The organism is Psychrobacillus sp. MER TA 171 (assembly GCF_023713305.1).
GTDB lineage: Bacteria > Bacillota > Bacilli > Bacillales_A > Planococcaceae > Psychrobacillus.
In genome coordinates this window covers 453,504-472,843 of sequence record NZ_JAMAWN010000001.1, presented here as the reverse complement: position 1 = coordinate 472,843, position 19,340 = coordinate 453,504, and the positions used below count along the sequence as shown (strand labels likewise).

Annotated in this window: 17 protein-coding genes and 1 riboswitch; of the genes, 5 read left to right on the top strand and 12 right to left on the bottom strand. The window is 38.5% G+C overall.

The window, feature by feature from the left end; translation table 11 throughout:
• The first annotated feature begins 481 nt into the window (after positions 1–481).
• Positions 482–590, top strand: a riboswitch (SAM riboswitch).
• A 148-nt stretch (positions 591–738) separates the two neighbouring features.
• The 5 genes from M3627_RS02105 to M3627_RS02085 are packed head-to-tail and all read left to right on the top strand — an operon-like array spanning position 739 to position 4,679.
• The gene (locus M3627_RS02105; RefSeq protein ID WP_169361040.1) at positions 739–1,764 is read left to right on the top strand and encodes a methionine ABC transporter ATP-binding protein; all 1,026 of its coding nucleotides are present in this window, start codon (positions 739–741) and stop codon (positions 1,762–1,764) included.
• Positions 1,754–2,416 carry a methionine ABC transporter permease gene (locus tag M3627_RS02100; RefSeq protein WP_169361041.1) on the top strand — a complete coding sequence of 221 codons (663 nt, stop codon included), beginning with the start codon at positions 1,754–1,756 and terminating at the stop codon, positions 2,414–2,416. The genes M3627_RS02105 and M3627_RS02100 overlap by 11 nt, the downstream gene beginning before the upstream one ends.
• Positions 2,417–2,427: 11 nt before the next feature.
• Positions 2,428–3,291, top strand: a complete 864-nt coding sequence (locus M3627_RS02095) for a MetQ/NlpA family ABC transporter substrate-binding protein (protein ID WP_169361042.1) — start codon at positions 2,428–2,430, stop codon at positions 3,289–3,291.
• An 18-nt stretch (positions 3,292–3,309) separates the two neighbouring features.
• Positions 3,310–4,512, top strand: a complete 1,203-nt coding sequence (locus M3627_RS02090; RefSeq protein WP_251552806.1) for a M20 family metallopeptidase — start codon at positions 3,310–3,312, stop codon at positions 4,510–4,512.
• A gap of 17 nt (positions 4,513–4,529) precedes the next feature.
• Entirely contained in the window at positions 4,530–4,679 is a 150-nt protein-coding gene (locus tag M3627_RS02085; protein WP_251552805.1) for a hypothetical protein, read from the top strand.
• Positions 4,680–4,800: 121 nt separating this feature from the next.
• On the opposite strand, the gene M3627_RS02080 is transcribed toward M3627_RS02085, so the two are convergent.
• The 12 genes from M3627_RS02080 to secA form a co-directional block, all read right to left on the bottom strand.
• Positions 4,801–5,052 carry a CsbA family protein gene (locus M3627_RS02080; protein WP_169361045.1) on the bottom strand — a complete coding sequence of 84 codons (252 nt, stop codon included), beginning with the start codon at positions 5,050–5,052 and terminating at the stop codon, positions 4,801–4,803.
• Positions 5,053–5,060: 8 nt separating this feature from the next.
• Entirely contained in the window at positions 5,061–6,230 is a 1,170-nt protein-coding gene (locus M3627_RS02075) for a PDZ domain-containing protein (protein WP_169361046.1), read from the bottom strand.
• A gap of 82 nt (positions 6,231–6,312) precedes the next feature.
• Complete coding sequence (locus M3627_RS02070) at positions 6,313–7,734, bottom strand: S41 family peptidase (RefSeq protein WP_169361047.1); 1,422 nt, start codon at positions 7,732–7,734, stop codon at positions 6,313–6,315.
• Between the two features lie 72 nt (positions 7,735–7,806).
• Positions 7,807–8,385, bottom strand: a complete 579-nt coding sequence (locus tag M3627_RS02065; RefSeq protein ID WP_169361048.1) for a redoxin domain-containing protein — start codon at positions 8,383–8,385, stop codon at positions 7,807–7,809.
• A 186-nt stretch (positions 8,386–8,571) separates the two neighbouring features.
• Entirely contained in the window at positions 8,572–9,879 is a 1,308-nt protein-coding gene (locus tag M3627_RS02060; protein WP_169361049.1) for a murein hydrolase activator EnvC family protein, read from the bottom strand.
• A gap of 28 nt (positions 9,880–9,907) precedes the next feature.
• Positions 9,908–10,795 carry a permease-like cell division protein FtsX gene (gene ftsX, locus M3627_RS02055; RefSeq protein WP_169361050.1) on the bottom strand — a complete coding sequence of 296 codons (888 nt, stop codon included), beginning with the start codon at positions 10,793–10,795 and terminating at the stop codon, positions 9,908–9,910.
• Entirely contained in the window at positions 10,785–11,471 is a 687-nt protein-coding gene (gene ftsE / locus M3627_RS02050; RefSeq protein ID WP_169361051.1) for a cell division ATP-binding protein FtsE, read from the bottom strand. Before ftsE ends, ftsX begins: the two co-directional genes overlap by 11 nt.
• Positions 11,472–12,470: 999 nt before the next feature.
• Positions 12,471–12,821 (bottom strand): cytochrome c551, encoded by a 351-nt coding sequence (cccB, locus tag M3627_RS02045; RefSeq protein WP_251552804.1) that lies wholly within the window; start codon positions 12,819–12,821, stop codon positions 12,471–12,473.
• 48 nt (positions 12,822–12,869) lie between these two features.
• Entirely contained in the window at positions 12,870–13,697 is an 828-nt protein-coding gene (locus tag M3627_RS02040) for a YitT family protein (RefSeq protein ID WP_251552822.1), read from the bottom strand.
• A gap of 375 nt (positions 13,698–14,072) precedes the next feature.
• Positions 14,073–15,536 carry a methyl-accepting chemotaxis protein gene (locus M3627_RS02035; RefSeq protein WP_251552803.1) on the bottom strand — a complete coding sequence of 488 codons (1,464 nt, stop codon included), beginning with the start codon at positions 15,534–15,536 and terminating at the stop codon, positions 14,073–14,075.
• 76 nt (positions 15,537–15,612) lie between these two features.
• A protein-coding gene (gene prfB / locus M3627_RS02030; RefSeq protein ID WP_169358855.1) for a peptide chain release factor 2 occupies positions 15,613–16,714 on the bottom strand; the annotation gives its coding sequence in 2 pieces (ribosomal slippage) (positions 15,613–16,641 and positions 16,643–16,714; 1,101 coding nt in all).
• Between the two features lie 28 nt (positions 16,715–16,742).
• Entirely contained in the window at positions 16,743–19,253 is a 2,511-nt protein-coding gene (secA, locus tag M3627_RS02025; RefSeq protein WP_251552821.1) for a preprotein translocase subunit SecA, read from the bottom strand.
• Positions 19,254–19,340: the final 87 nt, after the last annotated feature.

The following is a 19,340-nucleotide window of genomic DNA, read 5'->3' as shown; positions in this document are numbered from 1 at the left end:
ACAATTGTTCCATTAAGAGTTTCCATTCGTCTAAATCAGTTCTTTTCATATGAAGCACCTCCTGTTGGTTAGTTTTCTATACCAACCTCGAGGGTTTTTATAAACTTCTTAACTTGATAGCTATGCTGCGGGATGAGTGAGACAGATAAGACATCACAACCACGCGCGCTAGCGATGGGTGATGGCTTATCGCTCACCCCGCGGAAAGCGTCCGGTTGGCGCGGAAATCAATTCAACTCTCTGATTTATAGATTTCTTTTGTATGCATCATAAATCACCCCTACTCTTTAACATAGCCTTATAGCTCATCCATGAATATAAAACTATGTTATTTATTATTTTTTTGAGCCCTTCAAAAATTTATATTCAATTAATCAATTAAGTGGTTCAAATTACCCTATTTTTAAAAACCTCTTGACGGTTTTGTTTTTATTGTTTAAAGTTTAAAACAATTCTTACAACAATTAAATAGCACATCACTTTCTTATCTAGAGAAACCGAGGGATCAGGCCCTATGACGTTTCGGCAACAGGTTCAAATCTTTGAATACTGTGCCAACTCCTGCAAGCGCACTGCTTGAAAGATGAGAAAAGTTGGCTTTTTCGTAAATTTTGGAGAGCTTTCTTTTTCTTATCGTTTTTAGATAAGAACAAGGAAGCTCTCTTTTTCTCGTGATAGAAAGGTAGATGACTATCCTTTGTCTGTAACGAACCAATGATGTATGAGGAGGTAATTTGAATGATCGAGTTTAAAAATGTTTCCAAGACCTTTCGTCTTGGCAAGCGGGAGGTGCATGCAGTAAAAGATGTTTCTCTAAAAATAAAAGAAGGTGAGATATTTGGCATTATAGGATTTAGTGGTGCAGGAAAGAGTACGCTGCTTCGACTAGTTAATATGCTGGAACGTCCTTCTGCAGGCTCTGTATTTATTCAGAATATCGATGTCAAATCATTGACTTCCAAACAGTTACGAGCAAGACGAAGAAATATTGGAATGATTTTTCAAAACTTTAACTTGTTCCACTCTCGCACAGTTGGCGGAAATATTGCTTACCCTCTAAAGCTAGCAGGCTTGAGTAAAAATGAAATTACAAAAAGGGTGAACGAACTTCTTAGCTTTGTCGGGCTCTCTGATAAGGAGAAAGATTATCCAAGCCAATTGTCTGGTGGACAAAAACAACGTGTTGGTATTGCTCGGGCACTTGCTACCTCACCTGATATTCTCATTTGTGACGAAGCAACTTCTGCATTGGATCCAGAAACTACTGCAGAAATCCTTCGCTTACTTAAAAAGGTGAATAAGGAATTTGGAATTACCATTTTGTTAATCACACATGAAATGCACGTCATTCAGTCCATTTGCGATCGAGTAGCTGTCATGGAAAATGGAGAGGTTATTGAATCAGGAGACGTATTCGATGTATTTACTGATCCACAGCATCTTACCTCTCAGCGCTTTATACGATCGGTGCAACAGGATTTACCTTCTCCTCAAATTTTAGAGGATTGGCGTTCTCGAGGAGGCAACGGCTTTTATCGAGTAATCTTCAAGGGAGACGTAACAAATAAAGCCATTTTATCTCAAGTAACTCAGAAGCATCGCATTCATTTCAATATTGTTTATGGTTCTATACGAGAGTTACAGGAAAGGCTTTTTGGAGATTTAATCGTGTCTTTTGAAGGCGACACCGTGGCAATTCAAAGTGCCATTAATGAGCTAGAGACAATCGTTGACATTCAGGAGGTGGCAAAGCATGAAGGTTGATTGGAGTACTTTCTGGCCAAGAATTGTAGAAGCAACAGGAGAGACCATTATTATGGTTATTGCCACTTTAGTATTTGGTTCTATTTTAGGAATAACGATTGGTCTTCTATTATTCGTAACACGAGAAAGAAACATTTTAGAAAATAAAATTGTTTTTCAAGTGTTGAACATATTAATCAATATTATTCGACCAATCCCCTTTATCATCTTTTTAGTAGCCATCTCTCAGCTCACAAGATTAGTGATGGGTTCAACGATTGGTACTGCGGCCGCCATTTTCCCAATGACGATTGTCGCCAGCTTTTCTATAGCTCGAGTTGTGGAAAATAACTTAGTAAGCATAGATCCAGGGGTGATTGAAGCAGCGCAAGCGATGGGTGCAAGTCCATTACGAATTATATTTACCGTTTTAATACCTGAAGCTTTAGGACCTCTTATTCTCGGCTTAACCTTTATAACTGTTAGCTTAATAGACTTTTCTGCTGTGGCAGGAACAGTCGGTGGAGGCGGACTCGGTCATATAGCAATGACCTATGGATATCAGCGTTTCGACGGAAGCGTTATGCTCGTAACCGTTATAATACTCATCGTTTTAGTTCAGCTTGCCCAGTGGTTAGGAAATGCATTATCTAAAAAATTCATCAGACGATAAGGAGAATAGATATGAAAAAAATTAGTTTATTAGTCATTGCTCTTTTGGCAGCAATAGTCTTAGCAGCTTGTAACGACTCTTCAGCTGCTTCAGACAAGGATACAGTTAAGGTGAAAATTGGTGTGAATGGCTCTGATGGTGCCCAATGGCCAGTTTTAAAAGAGAAAGCAGCTAAAGAAGGAATTGAAATTGAGTTAATCGAGTTTGCAGACTACACTTTACCCAATAATGCCTTAGCACAGGGAGATATCGATTTAAATGCCTTCCAGCATATTTCCTTCCTTTCTCAATATGTAAAAGAAAGTGGAAATGACCTTGTTCCAATTGGTTCAACCATGTTTGCTCCTCTTGGCGTTTATTCGGAAAAGATTAAAGACATCAGTGAAATCAAAAAAGGCGATAAAATTGCTATTCCAGATGATCCATCTAACCAGGCTCGTGCACTTCGTTTGTTAGAGTCTGCTGATTTAATCACCCTTTCAGACAGCTTCGGGCTTTTTGGAGATCCAAGCGGCATTGTAGAAAACCCATTGAACTTAGATATTATTCCTATGGTTGCCCAGCAAACACCACGAGTGCTGCCGGACGTTACTGCTTCTATCATTAATAACGGTGTTGCCGGTCAGGCTGGCTTCTCACCTGGTGAGGACCCTATATATAAAGAAGAAGGAAAGGATGAATCCATCTATCCTTATGTCAACACAATAGTAGCCCGTGGAGAAGATAAAAATAACGAAACATACACACGTATTGTCGAATTATATCAAGAAGAAGATATCCAGAAAGTTATCACCGAGGATACAAAAGGCGGATCCGCTTTAGTAATTTTAACGCAGGAACAACTAGATCAAACATTTGAAGATCTAATCAAATAAAAAATAGGAGGAATACAGATGAGTATTGTAAAAGAACCAAAGGAATTATTGCTAAAGTCAATTGAGGAAAACAAAGAATTATACGTGCAGGTCAGTCAGGAAATCCATAATAACCCTGAAATCGGCAACCAGGAGTTCTTCGCTAGTGCAAAACATGTAAAGCTACTACGTGACGCCGGTTTCGAGGTAACTACTTCCGTTGCAGGCCATGAAACATCCTTCTACGCTATTAAAAAGGGAGTAAAAGAAGGGCCAACCGTAGCTTACCTTGCAGAGTATGATGCCCTTCCTGGACTAGGTCACGCATGCGGACATAATATTATCGGAACAACGAGCGTTGCTGCTGGAATTGCCTTGGCAGAGGCCCTCCCTCTTACAGGAGGAAATGTAGTCGTTCTTGGGACGCCCGCTGAGGAAGGTGGCCCTAATGGAAGTGCTAAAGGAAGCTTCGTCAAGCACGGTTTCCTTAAGGATGTGGATGTTGCACTAATGATTCACCCTTCCGGCAAGACTTCTTTAACTGGTGAAACATTGGCCGTGGATCCATTAGATTTTCATTTTCATGGGAAAGCAGCACATGCATCTGGATCTCCTGAGAAAGGTATAAACGCTTTAGACGCTGTCATTCTTTTATTCAATGGCATTAATGCCCTTCGTCAGCAGCTTCCAAGCACTGTACGTATCCACGGGATCATCACCCACGGTGGAGATGCTCCAAACATTATTCCTGACTACGCGTCTGCCCGCTTCTATATCCGAGCAGAGAGCTGGAAGAAAACAGAGGAAGTAGCAGAAAAAGTCCGTGCTATTGCAAATGGCGCAGCACTTGCAACAGGAGCCTCCGTACGAATTGAGCGATTCCAAAACGAGGTTCAGGACTTTGTATTAAATTCTAAATTAGATGAAATTCTTCATGAAGAGCTTGAAGCAGTCGGAGAGTTTGTCCATACAGAAAAACGAAAAGGCAAAGGATCAACAGACGCTGGCAACATCAGCTATGCTGTCCCTACTGCCCATCCACATATTAAAATTGGCCCAGATGATTTGGTCGGTCACACCATCGAGTTCCGTGAAGCTGCCAAATCCCAGCTTGGCGACGAGGCACTAATTAAGGGAGCCAAGGCTCTAGCCAATACCGGCTACCGCATCCTAACTGATGCTGAACTGCTTCATAACGTACGAAAGGAATATGAAGAAGCGCTAGCCAAGAAGCAAGATTGAGCTGAATCCCTGATTCGATGAATGAAAGCCTTTGGTTAGGTTGTAGCTTTGTCCATTTGGATAAAAGTGTTGCAGTAGCAACTGGAAGTACTGCACATGGGCAAATTGTTGCGGGAATGACTTCAAGTTTTGCGCGTTTTACCCAAAGTGTTGCGCTTATGGCTTAAAGTGTTGCACCTATCCAAGTATCTCACTTTACCAATTGACTTCCTCTTGCCCCCCCTGTTTGAGGAAGTCTACTTCACTATAACTTTCCATCAATTCGATGTATTTAAAAAAATCCGCCCTTTATGGGGCGGATTTTTTGTCGCGCGCTTTCATATAGCTTGCATACCAAAATCCAAATGTCAGAGATGCAGCATCTAATATATAAATCCACCAACGATGAGTATAGCCAGCATACACAGAGGCTGCGAACAGAGCAACTGTTAGTAGCAAGGCGACATATCGATTAAAGGTTATTCGAGTAAATAGCACAACTAACAAAGCAGGTGCAACAATCGCAAGTATAACTTGTGTTGGTATAGATAAAGTTTCCATTGTTTCTCCTACCTCACTAAGATTAATCCTAGTCTGTAATGGTCATGTCTAAACAAAACATGCTGTCTCAATCGAAGCTCTCCATTATGATCCAATACTTCTAATCTACAATGGGCTGCATTGATTTGAACGGCTTCATACAGTTCTTGCTCATCTGTTACTTTTTGTCCGTTTACCTTAACGATACATTCTCCAATTTTTAAGCCCATCTTTTCTGCTGGAGAGTCGGAAAGCACACCAGCAATCATTACCCCATTCGATTGCGGAGATACAGCAAAGGAGCCATTACGCTCTCTTCTATACTCAATAAAGGATATTACTAGTCTTCCTATTACTCCCAACGCCAAAGCTATTAGACTGATAAGTGGTTCTATATAGCCTACCGCTGCTACAACTGTCACGATTATCCCTAATTGCCAAACCTTTTTTCCGTACATAGGGAAAAAATTCTCTGCCAGTGAATGTCTGCTTTTTTGTTGGAAGCCTATTACAAAAGGAAACAATACTAAAGAAAATGTAGACTCTCCTAAAGTAAACTGTGGCCAGAACGGTAGATATGTATGTATAACATCTCCAGGTATGACTAATAGAATCGGTAACAACCAAAGTCGTTTAGTTACATATTCCATTGCCTCGCTGCCTCTTGCCGTTTTAACCAATCTAGGCGAAGCGTTTGTCGCTCCATGCTTTTGGATAATAAAACCCTCTGCTATCAGCAATAAACCTGCTAAAATAGCAATTGGAACAATAACTTGTCCATCTATATCTTGTCCAACAATTTCCCATGAAAATATTTCATAAGACCAATCATAGAAAAACATGATATAAAAAGTAGCTACCGCTAAGGCAATTGCATAAATTGCAGAGCCGACCTGATACATAAAGAGTAGAACAAATAAAATCATCCATACACTATAAACCATTAACCAAGTGGACGGTATAACCAATCCAACCGCTACACTAATTACAGATATAATAATTGCCCATACATAACCATCTAGCAAAAAATGCTTTGCCTCTGTCCAACCCCAAAGTATTCTCGCTCGAAATTGTTTTCTCTCTCTCTTCACCCGAAAGTATCCGATTAATACAGAAAAAAGAAGTGTTATATAAACAGCTGGATGAAGGAAGAAACGTCCAATCCCTTTTGCCAATTCTATTAATATTTCTTGTACCATACGAATCCTCCTCGCTTACAACATAGTCTTCCTATTATTGTAACAAACGAGGAGAACTTCCGTATAGGTTTATTGTCTCAAGTTATTTATTTAAGCTGTGAATTATATAACTTACACCCATTTGAAGCTGCTGATCATTCTCTTTTCGTGCCTTATACTCATTAATTGTGTTCGTTAAGTCCTGAAAGAATGTCTCATCTAGCTTCGAATTAATTTCTAGTTTATTTTGCTCTCTATATTTATCTATAGCTTCAACAGTAGCTTCATCAAAATAACCGTCCTTGCGTGATATATTGTAGCCTAATCCACTAAGAATTTGTTGTACGTACTTAATTTCATCTCCATAATCTCCTTGGTGGAAATCACCATGATAATATTTAATATCTGTGTTGAATAACTCATCCTGCTCTACCTTCAAATCTGCCTCTATCCCCTTATGATGAATCCATTGTTGCTTTGGAGTTAACCACTTATGGGTAGAAATTTTTAACTTTCCGCCATTAGACAAAGGATGTGTTTCTTGAACAGTACCTTTACCAAAGCTTGTTTCACCTACGATCATAGCACGACTATTATCTTTTAACGCCCCAGCCAAAACTTCACTTGCAGATGCACTACCTCCATTTTGCAATAGAACAACTGGTAGCTTGTTCAGGTAAGGGTTATCCTTATTTACCGTATTCAATGGTTCTAAAACACCTTTAGCATCTTGCATGTAAGCAAACGTACTTCCGTTTTGTAGAAGGGTTCCTATAATAGAAGAAACGCTGAATAAATAACCTCCTGGATTACCTCGGACATCCACAACTAGTCCGTTTATTCCACGTTCTACAAGCGCTTTGGTTTGCTTTTCCCACTCTTCAGCAGTTTTTTCTCCAAAAATAGAAATAGTGACTATCCCTAGAGACTTTCCGTCAACCTCTAGTACTTCACTGGAAACAGTATGCAACGCGATTGTCTCTCGTTTCATATGTAACTCTACATGACGATTTTCGCTTGGACGATATATCGTCATTTTAAGACTACTACCTTTGTCGCCACTTAATAATCGAACTAATTCAGCCATAGTTTTACCATCTACTCGTTCACTGTTCACCCGTACGATTTCATCCTGAGGCTTCAAACCTGCTTTGTAAGCTGGAGAGTCTTTAATGGGAGCCACTACAATAAACTTACCGCCAGAATTCATAATTTCTACACCAATACCAACCCGTTCCTCAGCTAAAGAAGATTCTTGCGTCTCCGCTTCCTCTTTCGTTAAATACGAAGAATGTGGATCTTCTAAAGCTTCAGCCATGCCTCTAATTGCACCCTCTACTAATAACTTTTCATTCTTTGAGAAAACTGCCTCTTTTTTTATTAACTGATACGCTTCATCAATCACTTGACTACTACTAACGTTACTTTTCTCTGGCTCTGACGATTTTCCAGACATCCATAAATACCCTAATACCAACACAATGACTAAAATGAATCCAAATAAAATAATCCGATTTTTGCGCAAGTTCAACCTCCTAGTTTTCCACTAATATATGTGAGGAAAACGAAGTTTAATACTTGCCCAAAAATCAGATTCTTATTTTAGTTTATCGACATAATCTATCAGCATTTCCTCATTCATTGGACCAACTATCATATTTTGAATGATGCCATTCGTATCAATCATATAAGTAGTTGGAATAGGGATCACCTTATAGGCGTTTCCTATTTGCCCTTCCTCATCCATAGGTATTGGAAAGGTTAGACCGTAGTCTTCTACAAACGAAGACACCTCATCTACTCCATTATCCTTGTTCGTAAGGTTGACTGCTAAAATTTCCACATTAGCTTCTTCAGACATATCTTCATAGTAGTTTTGCATATGTGGCATCTCTGCTTTACAAGGAGGACACCATGATGTCCAAAAATTTAATACTACTTTTTTTCCTTTATAGTCTGACAACGAGACCTCTTTTCCGTCTAGTGTTGTCAAAGTAAAATCTGGGGCTGCATCACCTTTACCAGTCCCTTGGTTTACTGGGTTTTCAGCCATATCTGTTCCCATTTGCTCCCCTTCAAAAGGATCTTCCTTTTCATCAATATTATTTTTTACAAATGATATAGTAGCAATAGCTATTAAGGAACCTATAATTAGTAATCCAATTATTTTTTTCACACTTAACCTCCACTTTACTTATAAAATATTATTATTTTAATTATATGCATAAATCTAAGTAGATACTATTCACTAGCTTAAGTTTTATACAATTTGTGTACAAAAAAAGACTTCCATCAAATCTCTTATTCTAAAAAAAAAGGCATCCAATTATATAATAATTGAATGCCCCATGTTACTTTTATTTTATAGAGAAATGTATCTCAATGGATTCACTGAGTTACCAGCCATACCTTCCCAATATCCTAAATGGATTTCAAAGTGAAGATGTGGTCCAGTAGAATTACCTGTAGTTCCGATTGCTCCGATACGTTGACCTTTAGAGACAACTTGTCCAACTCCTACACCTATACTGCTTAAATGAGCATATAATGAAGTGAAAGTTTGACCATCAATAGAATGTGTCACCATAATTACATTACCGTATGTGCTTAAAGGTGATGCATACGATACGACTCCATCAGCAGCCGATAATACTGGTGTTCCAGTGCTGTTGGCAATATCTATACCATAATGCATTTTTCCTTTACCGTAGATTGGATGCATTCTGTATCCATAACCAGAAGTAAAGCTTCCGGATGCAGGTTTTGTCCAGTTACCAGCTGAAACGGCAGGAATCGCCGTTGAAGATCCGCTAGCAGCCTGCTGACGTTTACGTTCTGCAGCCGCTTTTTTCTTTTTCTCTTCTGCTGCTTTTCTAGCTATTTCTGCTTGACGCTTTTGCTCTGCAACAATTTTATCTTGAATCGCTTTATCTAAGTTTAAAACTTCTTCATATTCTGTTTCCATCTGTTCTTTATCTTCCAGAAGCTTAGCTTGTTCAACTTCTAGTTGATCTACTAATGTGCTCTTAGATGATTTTTGACCATCTAAATTAGCTTTTAAGGAAACAAGCTGCTCTTTACTTGCTTCTTGCTCTTGACGTTTCTTCTCTAGGCTTGCCGTTTGCTCTTCAAGTTCTTTTTTATCTTCTGCCTGCTCTTTTAGAATTTTACGGTCAGCTTCCATCAATGTATTAACTGCTGAAAAGCGGTCAATAAAATCTACGAAGCTATTAGCTCCAAGTAATACGTCTAAATAATTGACTGATCCACCACTAACTTGAACAGCTCTTATTCTTTCTTTTAGCAATTCATCGCGAGCTGCAATTTTCTGTTCTAACTCAGCGATAGAGGCTTTTAATGCTTCGATTTCGCTTGTAGTTTTTTCAATCTCATTTAAAACCGCTGAAATACTTTTTTCAGTTGCCATAATTTTATTATCCAACTCTTGAATTTGAGCCATAATTTGATCAATTTTAGACTCGTTAGTATCAATTTTTGTTTCAGTTTCTTTAATATTCGATTGAATAGTGCTTTTCTTTTCTTGGATGTTCTGTTTTTCTTTTTTAAGGTCGTCCAATGAATTGGCAAGAGCGCTTGGCGTGTTAAATAGTAGCGCTCCGGATGCAGCGATTGCAACAATACGCAACATCCATTTGGATTGTTTTCTCAAATCTTATTGCTCCTTTCAAGATACCTTCTTATACTCGTAAAAATTTTCTAACTGACATGAAACTACCCCAAATACCGATTAAAACTCCCATTAATAGAATTAATGCGTTTAACTGATAAATGAATGGGGAAAACTCTAGTAAATTAAATAAATTTCCTAGCTCTAATTTAGGCTGTAATGCATTATAAAGATTATAGTAAAGCACCGTAACTAACGTGATTGGTACAATCGCTCCTAAAATACCAAGCCACATACCTTCTAATATGAAGGGGATACGGATAAACCAGTTTGTAGCTCCAACTAGTTTCATAATCTCTATATCTCGTCGTCTAGCAACAATCGTGATTCGAATAGTATTCGAAATTAAGAACATAGCTGTAAATAATAGAGCAAGGATCAACACTACGCCCACGTTTCTACCCATATTAAGTACAGAGAATAATCTTTCTATTTTACCTTCTCCGTAGCTCACCTCAAATGTGTTATCTAACTTATCGATTTCCTTCGCAATCGCTTCAGTCTCTTGAGGATCTACCGCTTTTGCATAAAAAACATTATGTAATGGGTTTTCTTGTTCATATAACTCTAAATCTGATCCAAAATCCATAACAAGTTTCTTTAGTTCTTCTCCCTTAGTCGCATATACTAGCTCTGCAACACCTGGAAGATTTTTAATGTCTTCTTCTAGCTTGGTGATTTCTTCTTCACTTGCTGTCAATTCGACGTAAATTTTTACTTCTACGTCTCTTTCTAGGTCGTCTGCTACTTTATTTAAATTCATCATAATCATGACGAATACGCCTACCAGTAATAATGTAACGGTAACAGCACTGACGGATGCAAATGTCATCCAACCATTTCTGCTGATACTTTTTAAGCTATCTCTGAAGTGTCGTCCTGCTGTTCTAGCCTTCATATCCGTAATCTCCTCCGTACTCGTCTCGAGTGATTAAGCCACCCTCAACTACAATAACACGGTGTCGAATTGTATTTACAATTTCTCTATTATGAGTTGCCATAACAATTGTAGTTCCTCGGGAATTAATTTCTTCAAATGTGTTCATAATTTCCCATGAAGTTTCGGGGTCTAAATTTCCGGTCGGCTCATCTGCAATTACTAGTTTAGGAGTATTCACAATGGAGCGCGCTATAGAAACACGTTGTTGTTCCCCGCCTGATAGTTCTGTCGGGAACATTCTAGCTTTATTTTTTAGTCCCACTAGCTCCAATACATCCATTACTTTTTTCCGGATCACCTTAGGGGATTCCTCTATTACTTCTAAAGCAAAGGCAACGTTTTCATAAACGTTCAGTCGAGGAAGTAGTTTGAAATCTTGAAAGACAACGCCAATCTGTCTTCTTAAGTAAGGAACATTTTTATTTTTTAAGGTTGCTAAATTCATACCATTGACTATGATCGTACCTGACGTTGGGCGTTCTTCTCGATACATCATTTTAATAAATGTCGATTTTCCTGCACCACTGGGTCCAACTACGTATACAAATTCGCCCTGCTTAATATTTACGTCAATCCCGTTAGCTGCAACAATACCATTAGGATATTTTTTATAGACTTTAGTCATTTCTATCATTTTATACCACCTAATTACTTTCTTTTATTAAATACAACAATGCTTATTATAACACTTGATGTCTTTCTTAATGTTACAAATAGATTTCATTTTGTAGGTAAATTTAGTCAGAAAAACTAAAATATTAGCGATTTTTCAGTTTTTTTAGTGTTTTTTACTCAGTTACAAAAGGACTATACCCTTTATTTCTACACTTTCTTTCATAATTCCTGCTATATTTTGTTGCCAGTGAAAATATTAATAACTACAGGTTTATTTCTCCAATATAGTTAACATTCTGTGAAAATCGACAAATAAAGCTATGAGTTTGGGGGAGTTTCTTAGTGCGAATTTAGGGTGTCGTGTGAAGGGTATTGTAATATTATGGGTGGGATTGATTGAGTTGGGTGCATATTGGAGATTTATGGGATAATGAGAGGGGCGGGTTGTGAGGTTGAGTGCGGATTCCTGAGTTTTAGGAGACACTTTGCTCTCTTTACGGGCGATTTGCTGGGATTTAGTTACACCTCTAGAAACTAGTTAGAGTAATTCAACCTTAATGGCGAATACCTCGCATTTATGGGACACCTTCTCTTACTTTATGGGCGCTTTCTACTCACTTATGGGGCACTTCCCTCAACTCTATGGGCACTTTTCAACTTTACGGGCGCATACCTGTGATTTATGGGACACTTCTACATACTTTATGGGCGCTTTCCACTCAGTTATGGGGCACTTCCCTCAACTCTATGGGCGCTTTTCAACTTTACGGGCGGATATCTCACATTTATGGGACACCTTCGCTTTCTTTATGGGCACTTTCCTCTTACTTATGAGACACTTCCCTCAACCCTATGGGCGCTTTTCATCTTTATGGGCGGATATCTCGCATTTATGGGACACCTTCACTTACTTTATGGGCGCTTTCCTCTTACTTATGGGACACTTCCACTCTATGGGCACTGTCTCATTCCAACAAAAAAACAGCTACTTATAAAAGTAGCTGCTTGTCTCACGATTTTATTTTTTCTCCGCTAACCATGCAGCAACTGCTTCTGCATCTGCGCCTTCAATGATTTTACCTGGCATTGCGCCTCTACCATTTAAAATAACATTTAAGATCTCATCTTCTGATAAGCGAGAACCTACATCAGCAAGAGCTGGGTAATTACCTTGTCCTTCTAAGTTTCCGCCATGACAGCTAATACATTTAGAATTCACAATTTTTTCAGCATCTACAGACGCGGTTTCAGATGAACCAGTAGTACCAGTGTCAGTTGTGCCAGTATCTTTTGCTTCGTCGTCTCCACCGCCACAAGCAGCAAGCATAAGACCTGCTCCAAAGATAACAGCTAATAATTTTTTATTCATTTAGTTAACCTCCCTCAACATTATGAATGCACTCATATTATACCAAATTTAGTACCTTTTGAAACCTTCTCCTAATACCTCATAGGCATCAGAAACTATTACAAATGCAGTGGGGTCAATGGTTTGAACCACTTGTTTCATCTTTGTGAACTCAGTCTGATACGCCACCACCATAAGGATAGATTTCTCTTCATTGGTATATCCACCATATGCAGGTAGTTTAGTTACCCCTCGATCAATCTCCTTATAGATAGCATCTCTAATTTCGTCCTGTTTATTCGTAATGATATAAATCATTTTTGATTGGCTAAATCCTAGCTGCACAATATCGATTGTTTTAGTAGTTACAAATAAACCTATTAAAGCGTATAAAGCTTGTTCAATATCAAATACTACGGCAGCACTCAACACAATTAGGCCATCGATTAGTAATACACTTCGCCCCAAAGAAAAGCCAGTATACTTGGTTATGATTTGAGCTGCTAAGTCTGTTCCGCCTGTTGACGCGCCGCCTCTAAAAACAATTCCTAAACCTAGGCCAACCGTAATACCACCGAATAATGCACCTAACAAAGGATTATATGTCCATGGCTCCCAGCTTGCAGTTAGCAAAACTACTGCAGGTAAAACTAAGGTTCCTACAAAAGATTTAATCCCAAATTTTGCACCAAGAAATATTAAGCCTGCGATAAATAAAGGAATGTTAAAAGCATATTGAACAAGCCCAGGCTCCCAACCAAAAACTCCTTTTAAGATGGTACTTATCCCACTAACTCCACCTGATGCAACCTGGTTTGGCAATAAAAACACATTAAAGCCAAGCGCTATAATCGCAGCACCAATGATTACATATAAATAATCTCTAACATTCGCCATCCAAGGAGAAATTTCTTTATGAATTCTATTATTTGTCGTAGTAGTCATTACTATTCCTCTTTCATGTAAATTCTTTTATTCAACCTGAAATAGTATAACAACAGAAGGGATTTTTGTGAACTTTAGCAAGATGGTGTATTAACAGGCTACTTGCACAAAACAAGAAAAGCGCAAGCGCCTATGTCTGCCCCGACAGGCAAATGGGGAAAAGCGAGGAGGCAGCTCTTCAGCCACCACAGCTTTTATCCATTTGACCCCGAGGGGCAAGGCGGTGGAGCTAGACATCAATTTATCCACAGGTTCAGAAGTTTATAATTTCCTAAACAATAAAAAAGCGCATCTAAAATAAATTAGATACACTTTAATTACCAGCAATTATTTACTAATAGATTGTGCTTCCTTATAGGTTTCGTCGATGTAGTCCGAAATAGCAAGCTGATCCTCTGTGATATTGACTAAAGTTGCATTGATTTCCTCGACAGTAGCCGTGCTTTCTTCAATGATTGCAGCAAACTCTGTTGTACTTACATTGATGGATTCGCTGTTTTCTGCAATTGTTTCAATCTCATTTAAATAGCTTGTTAATGATGACTGAAGCGTCTTCATCGTTTCAAACAGACCTTTGAAGGACTCATTGGATTGTTCCGCTGTTTCGGCTTGTGAGTGAGTTTGTGCTAACCCTAATTTCAGCTTTTGAAGAGCAGCCTCATTAAATTTATTGACATTGTTAAGATTGTCATCTATTTTCTCTACTGTTTGATTGGTTACCCCTGCAAGTTTTCGAATCTCTTCAGCTACTACAGAAAATCCTTTGCCATGCTCTCCGGCTCTGGCAGCTTCGATAGAGGCATTCAATGCCAATAGATTTGTTTGCTCTGTAATTTGTCGAATATCTTTAGCAAACTGATTGGTTTCATTAATTTTTTCGAATAAGTTTTGAAATGTTTCATTCAACTCTTCAAAAAAGATTGTAAATTGGGTGATATCTTTTGTCATTTCTGCCATCACTTTTGAGCCCTCTGAAGCATCTTGTCCAGCAGATTCTGCCTTTTGAACGATTAACTCTAAGTTATTTGCCATTTCTTTTACCGAGCTGCTAGTTGCTTCAGTATTTCGTACTATATCAGACACATGATCTGCCTGACGTTGAGCGCCGACACTCACTTCCCCTACTGCATAAAGCATTTCCTGCTGTGCAACATTAGCTGATTGTGTGCTTGTGCGAATCTGTTCTAAATTGGTTGAAATGACATGCACTGCATTTTGTAATTTGTCATTTAAGAGATTGTCTTCTTGAGCTTTAATGGCGGCTTCCTCCATTAACTGCTGCATCTTCCCAAACAAAGACTTACTTTGAATCACTTGTAAATAAACGCCTAAAGCCATTATAAATTGTATAAAGAATACATTAATTGTCTGTCCATCAAATATGTTTAATTCGTCCTTTGAAACATTTAAATACAGTGCAATCACAGATAAGACATATCCATAAATAAAAACAAAACGGTCATTATGTATACTACTTAAAACGAGCACAAAAAACGCCAAAATAATAGTGGCTATACTTATTTTATTGAAGTATGCCGTACTTAATGCAACCATGGTGGTAGCTAAAATAATAATATAAGGAAATAATTTAGCTACTTTCATAGATTTCTTTGCTAAAAAATAAAAAACGATAGAAGCAACAAATGGTACACCTATTGAAACAATAATTTCAGATTTTGCTTGAATAATGATTTGGACTAATAGCCCCAGCCCAGCTGCTAATGCAAATGCCAAATAAAGAATATTATTTTTCTTTAATAAATCCTTCTGCTTTAAATCATCAATGTTCATACTTTTCCCCAATCCCCATATAAAATAGTAAAAATCCCATACTATTTTATTATAGCATGGGATTTTTTACCGTCTATTAATTTATTTTGGAACGTAAGTAGGCATGAATAAATGGGTCAATTTCCCCATCCACTACTGCATGGACATTTCCACTTTCCTCATTGGTACGGTGATCCTTAACCATAGAGTAAGGGTGGAATACGTAGGAACGAATTTGACTTCCCCATCCGATTTCTTTTTGTTCTCCACGAATTTCAGCAAGCTGAGCTTCCTGTTCTTCGATTTTTAATTGGTACAGCTTTGATTTTAAAAGCTTCATTGCGTGCTCACGGTTTTTGATCTGTGAGCGCTCAGATTGGCATGTTACAACCGAGTTAGTTGGTAAGTGAGTGATACGGACAGCTGAGTCCGTTGTATTGATATGCTGACCACCTGCACCAGTTGCACGATACGTATCAATTTTCAAATCTTCTGTACGGATTTCAATTTCAATCTCATCCGTAAATTCAGGCATTACCTCACACGACACGAAGGACGTATGACGACGACCAGACGAATCAAACGGTGAGATACGTACAAGACGATGTACACCTTTTTCTGCTTTTAAGTAACCATAGGCATTGTGTCCTTTGATCAGTAGCGTTACCGATTTAATACCTGCTTCGTCTCCTGGCAAGTAATCGATTGTTTCTACTTTAAAGCCACGTTTGTCAGCCCAACGCTGATACATACGTAAAAGAATTGAACCCCAGTCCTGAGACTCGGTTCCCCCAGCACCTGGATGTAATTCTAAAATAGCATTGTGCTTGTCATATTCCTCACTTAAAAGAAGTTGAAGCTCAAACTCACCAAGCGCTGCAGTAAATTCTTTCAACTCACTGCCAAGCTCTTCTTGTAATTCTTCATCCGGAACTTCTTTTAATAACTCTAACGTCATTTCTAAGTTTTCTTGTGTAGACATCAGGTTGTTGTATTGCTCCACAATGCCTTTTAAAGCGTTTAACTCATTGATGACCTTTTGAGCTCCTTGGGAATCATCCCAAAAGTCAGGGAAAGTCATTAATTCCTCTAGCTCTTGTATACGAACCTCTTTGTTTTCTAAGTCAAAGAGACCCCCTAAAGTCATTTAACTTGCCCGCCGTACGGTCTAATTCATTTCTTACAACTGAAATTTCTATCATTTTTTATTTCCTCCGAATATCTCTATTATCTAATTGCTCCATGGCAATTTTTAAACTTTTCTCCACTACCACATGGGCATGGTTCGTTACGTCCCACTGTTGCTTGCTTGCGAACAGGTTTTTTCTTTACAGGACCGCCTTCTTCTTTTGGATTTACAGCTTGCCCTTTTGCTACCTCTTCACGCTCTAGGTTGTTACGAATTTCTGCTTTCATCGCATATTTAGCAACATCTTCTTGGACTGACTCAACCATTGCCTCGAACATTGCAAAGCCTTCACTTTGATATTCGCGAAGCGGATCTGTTTGACCATATGCACGTAAGTGAATCCCTTGGCGAAGCTGATCCATCGCATCAATATGATCGATCCATTTTGAGTCAATTGAACGAAGCAGTACAACTTTTTCAAATTCGCGCATACGTTCAGCTGTCATTTCTTCTTCTTTTGCATCATAGAAGGAGATTACTTCTTCTTTAATCTTCTCAATAACTTCTTCTTGAGAAAGATTTTCTAAAGTTTCTTGCGTAATAACACCCTCTGGAAGCATATTCGCTTGAATATAATCCTCTATCGCTTTGTAATTCCACTCTGCTTTATTTTCCGCGTTAGTATGCGTAGTTACAAGACGTTCAATAACAGCGAAAATCATGGTTTCCACTAAGTCACGCATGTTTTCTGTTTCCAGAACTTCATTACGCTCTTTGTAGATGATTTCACGTTGCTGACGTAATACATCGTCATATTGCAGCAATCGCTTACGAGAGTCAAAGTTGTTACCCTCTACTCGTTTTTGGGCAGATTCTACCGCACGTGACACCATTTTAGATTGGATTGGTTGTGAATCATCCATACCCATCTTAGACATCATATTACGCATATTATCTGAACCAAATCGACGCATTAGTTCATCTTCCATAGAAAGATAGAATTGTGTTACCCCTGGATCTCCTTGTCGTCCTGAACGACCACGTAGCTGATTATCAATACGTCTAGATTCATGACGCTCTGTACCAATAACAGCTAACCCGCCAACTTCTAGTACCCCATCTCCAAGTTTGATATCTGTACCACGTCCAGCCATGTTAGTGGCAATCGTTACAGAACCAAGATGTCCAGCTGTTGCAATTATTTCTGCCTCATGCTCATGGTTTTTTGCATTTAATACATTATGCTTAATGCCATGCTTTGTTAACAGCTTGGAAATGATTTCAGAAGTTTCAATTGCAACCGTACCAATCAGTACTGGCTGACCTTTTTTATTTCGTTCAGCAATATCTGCAGCAACCGCTTCAAATTTCCCATTCATAGATGCATAGATTAAATCGGCACGATCATCTCTAGCAATTGGCTTATTCGTTGGTATCGCTATAACATTCATATTATAGATGTTACGGAATTCCTCTTCCTCCGTTTTAGCTGTACCAGTCATCCCTGACAGCTTGTCATACATACGGAAAAAGTTTTGGAATGTAATAGTAGCCATGGTCATGGATTCATTTTGAACCTCTAACCCTTCTTTTGCTTCAATAGCTTGGTGCAAGCCATCACTATAGCGACGACCTTTCATCAAACGTCCAGTGAAGGAGTCAACGATTACTACGTCCCCATCTTGCACCACATAATCTACATCTAGATGCATAGAAACATGCGCCTTTAAGGATTGATTAATCGCATGGTTTAAGCGAACATGGGTTAAATCAAACAAGTTATCTATACGGAACGCCTTTTCAACTTTTTCCACACCTACATCAGTCAAAGTAACACCTTTTGTTGATTCTTCGTACGTGTAATCTTCTTCCTTCGTTAACGTACGAACAAAAGCATTGGCTTGCATATATAAAGCTGCAGCTTTGTTAGCCTGTCCTGAGATAATTAAAGGAGTTCTTGCTTCATCAATCAAAATTGAATCGACCTCATCAATTACCGCATAATGAAGCGGACGTTGTACTTTTTCTTCTTTATAAAGCACCATGTTGTCACGAAGATAATCGAAGCCGAGCTCATTATTGGTTGAATAAGTTACATCAGCAGCGTAAGCTTCACGTTTTTCATCTTTAGACAGAGAATTTAAATTTAATCCTACCGTTAAACCTAAGAAATTATATAATTTACCCATCTCTTCAGCATCACGACTAGAAAGATATTCATTGACAGTTACTACGTGTACGCCTTGTCCACTTAACGCATTTAAATAAACAGACATCGTGGAGGTAAGTGTTTTACCTTCCCCAGTTTTCATCTCTGCAATATTACCCTCGTTTAATGCAGCAGCACCCATAATTTGTACTCGGAAAGGATACAGTCCAAGTACTCGTCTAGCGCCTTCTCGCGCAACAGCAAATGCTTCTGGTAGAAGCTGGTCTAGTTTCTCTCCACCGGCAAGTCTTTCACGGAATTCAACTGTTTTTGCACTTAATGCTTCATCAGAAAGAGCTTCCATCTCTCCTGCTAATGCTTCTACTTTATCTGCGATTTTTTCTAATCGTTTTAACTCGCGTTTATTTAAATCGAATACTTTATTCAGAACGTTAAGCATATTATATTCACTTCCCATTTAGTCTTACTCTCCATTTTACCATTCGTTACATACTCACGCAAATGAGTAACACAAGAAAAGCGTAAC

Coding starts and splice junctions, on each gene's coding strand:
- M3627_RS02085 (WP_251552805.1), top strand. CDS start 4,530: ATGAATGAAAGCCTTTGGTTAGGTTGTAGCTTTGTCCATTTGGATAAA.
- M3627_RS02040 (WP_251552822.1), bottom strand. CDS start 13,697: ATGGCGAATGTTAGAGATTATTTATATGTAATCATTGGTGCTGCGATT.
- M3627_RS02035 (WP_251552803.1), bottom strand. CDS start 15,536: ATGAACATTGATGATTTAAAGCAGAAGGATTTATTAAAGAAAAATAAT.
- ftsE (WP_169361051.1), bottom strand. CDS start 11,471: ATGATAGAAATGACTAAAGTCTATAAAAAATATCCTAATGGTATTGTT.
- M3627_RS02095 (WP_169361042.1), top strand. CDS start 2,428: ATGAAAAAAATTAGTTTATTAGTCATTGCTCTTTTGGCAGCAATAGTC.
- secA (WP_251552821.1), bottom strand. CDS start 19,253: ATGCTTAACGTTCTGAATAAAGTATTCGATTTAAATAAACGCGAGTTA.
- M3627_RS02075 (WP_169361046.1), bottom strand. CDS start 6,230: ATGGTACAAGAAATATTAATAGAATTGGCAAAAGGGATTGGACGTTTC.
- M3627_RS02090 (WP_251552806.1), top strand. CDS start 3,310: ATGAGTATTGTAAAAGAACCAAAGGAATTATTGCTAAAGTCAATTGAG.
- cccB (WP_251552804.1), bottom strand. CDS start 12,821: ATGAATAAAAAATTATTAGCTGTTATCTTTGGAGCAGGTCTTATGCTT.
- M3627_RS02100 (WP_169361041.1), top strand. CDS start 1,754: ATGAAGGTTGATTGGAGTACTTTCTGGCCAAGAATTGTAGAAGCAACA.
- M3627_RS02080 (WP_169361045.1), bottom strand. CDS start 5,052: ATGGAAACTTTATCTATACCAACACAAGTTATACTTGCGATTGTTGCA.
- M3627_RS02105 (WP_169361040.1), top strand. CDS start 739: ATGATCGAGTTTAAAAATGTTTCCAAGACCTTTCGTCTTGGCAAGCGG.
- ftsX (WP_169361050.1), bottom strand. CDS start 10,795: ATGAAGGCTAGAACAGCAGGACGACACTTCAGAGATAGCTTAAAAAGT.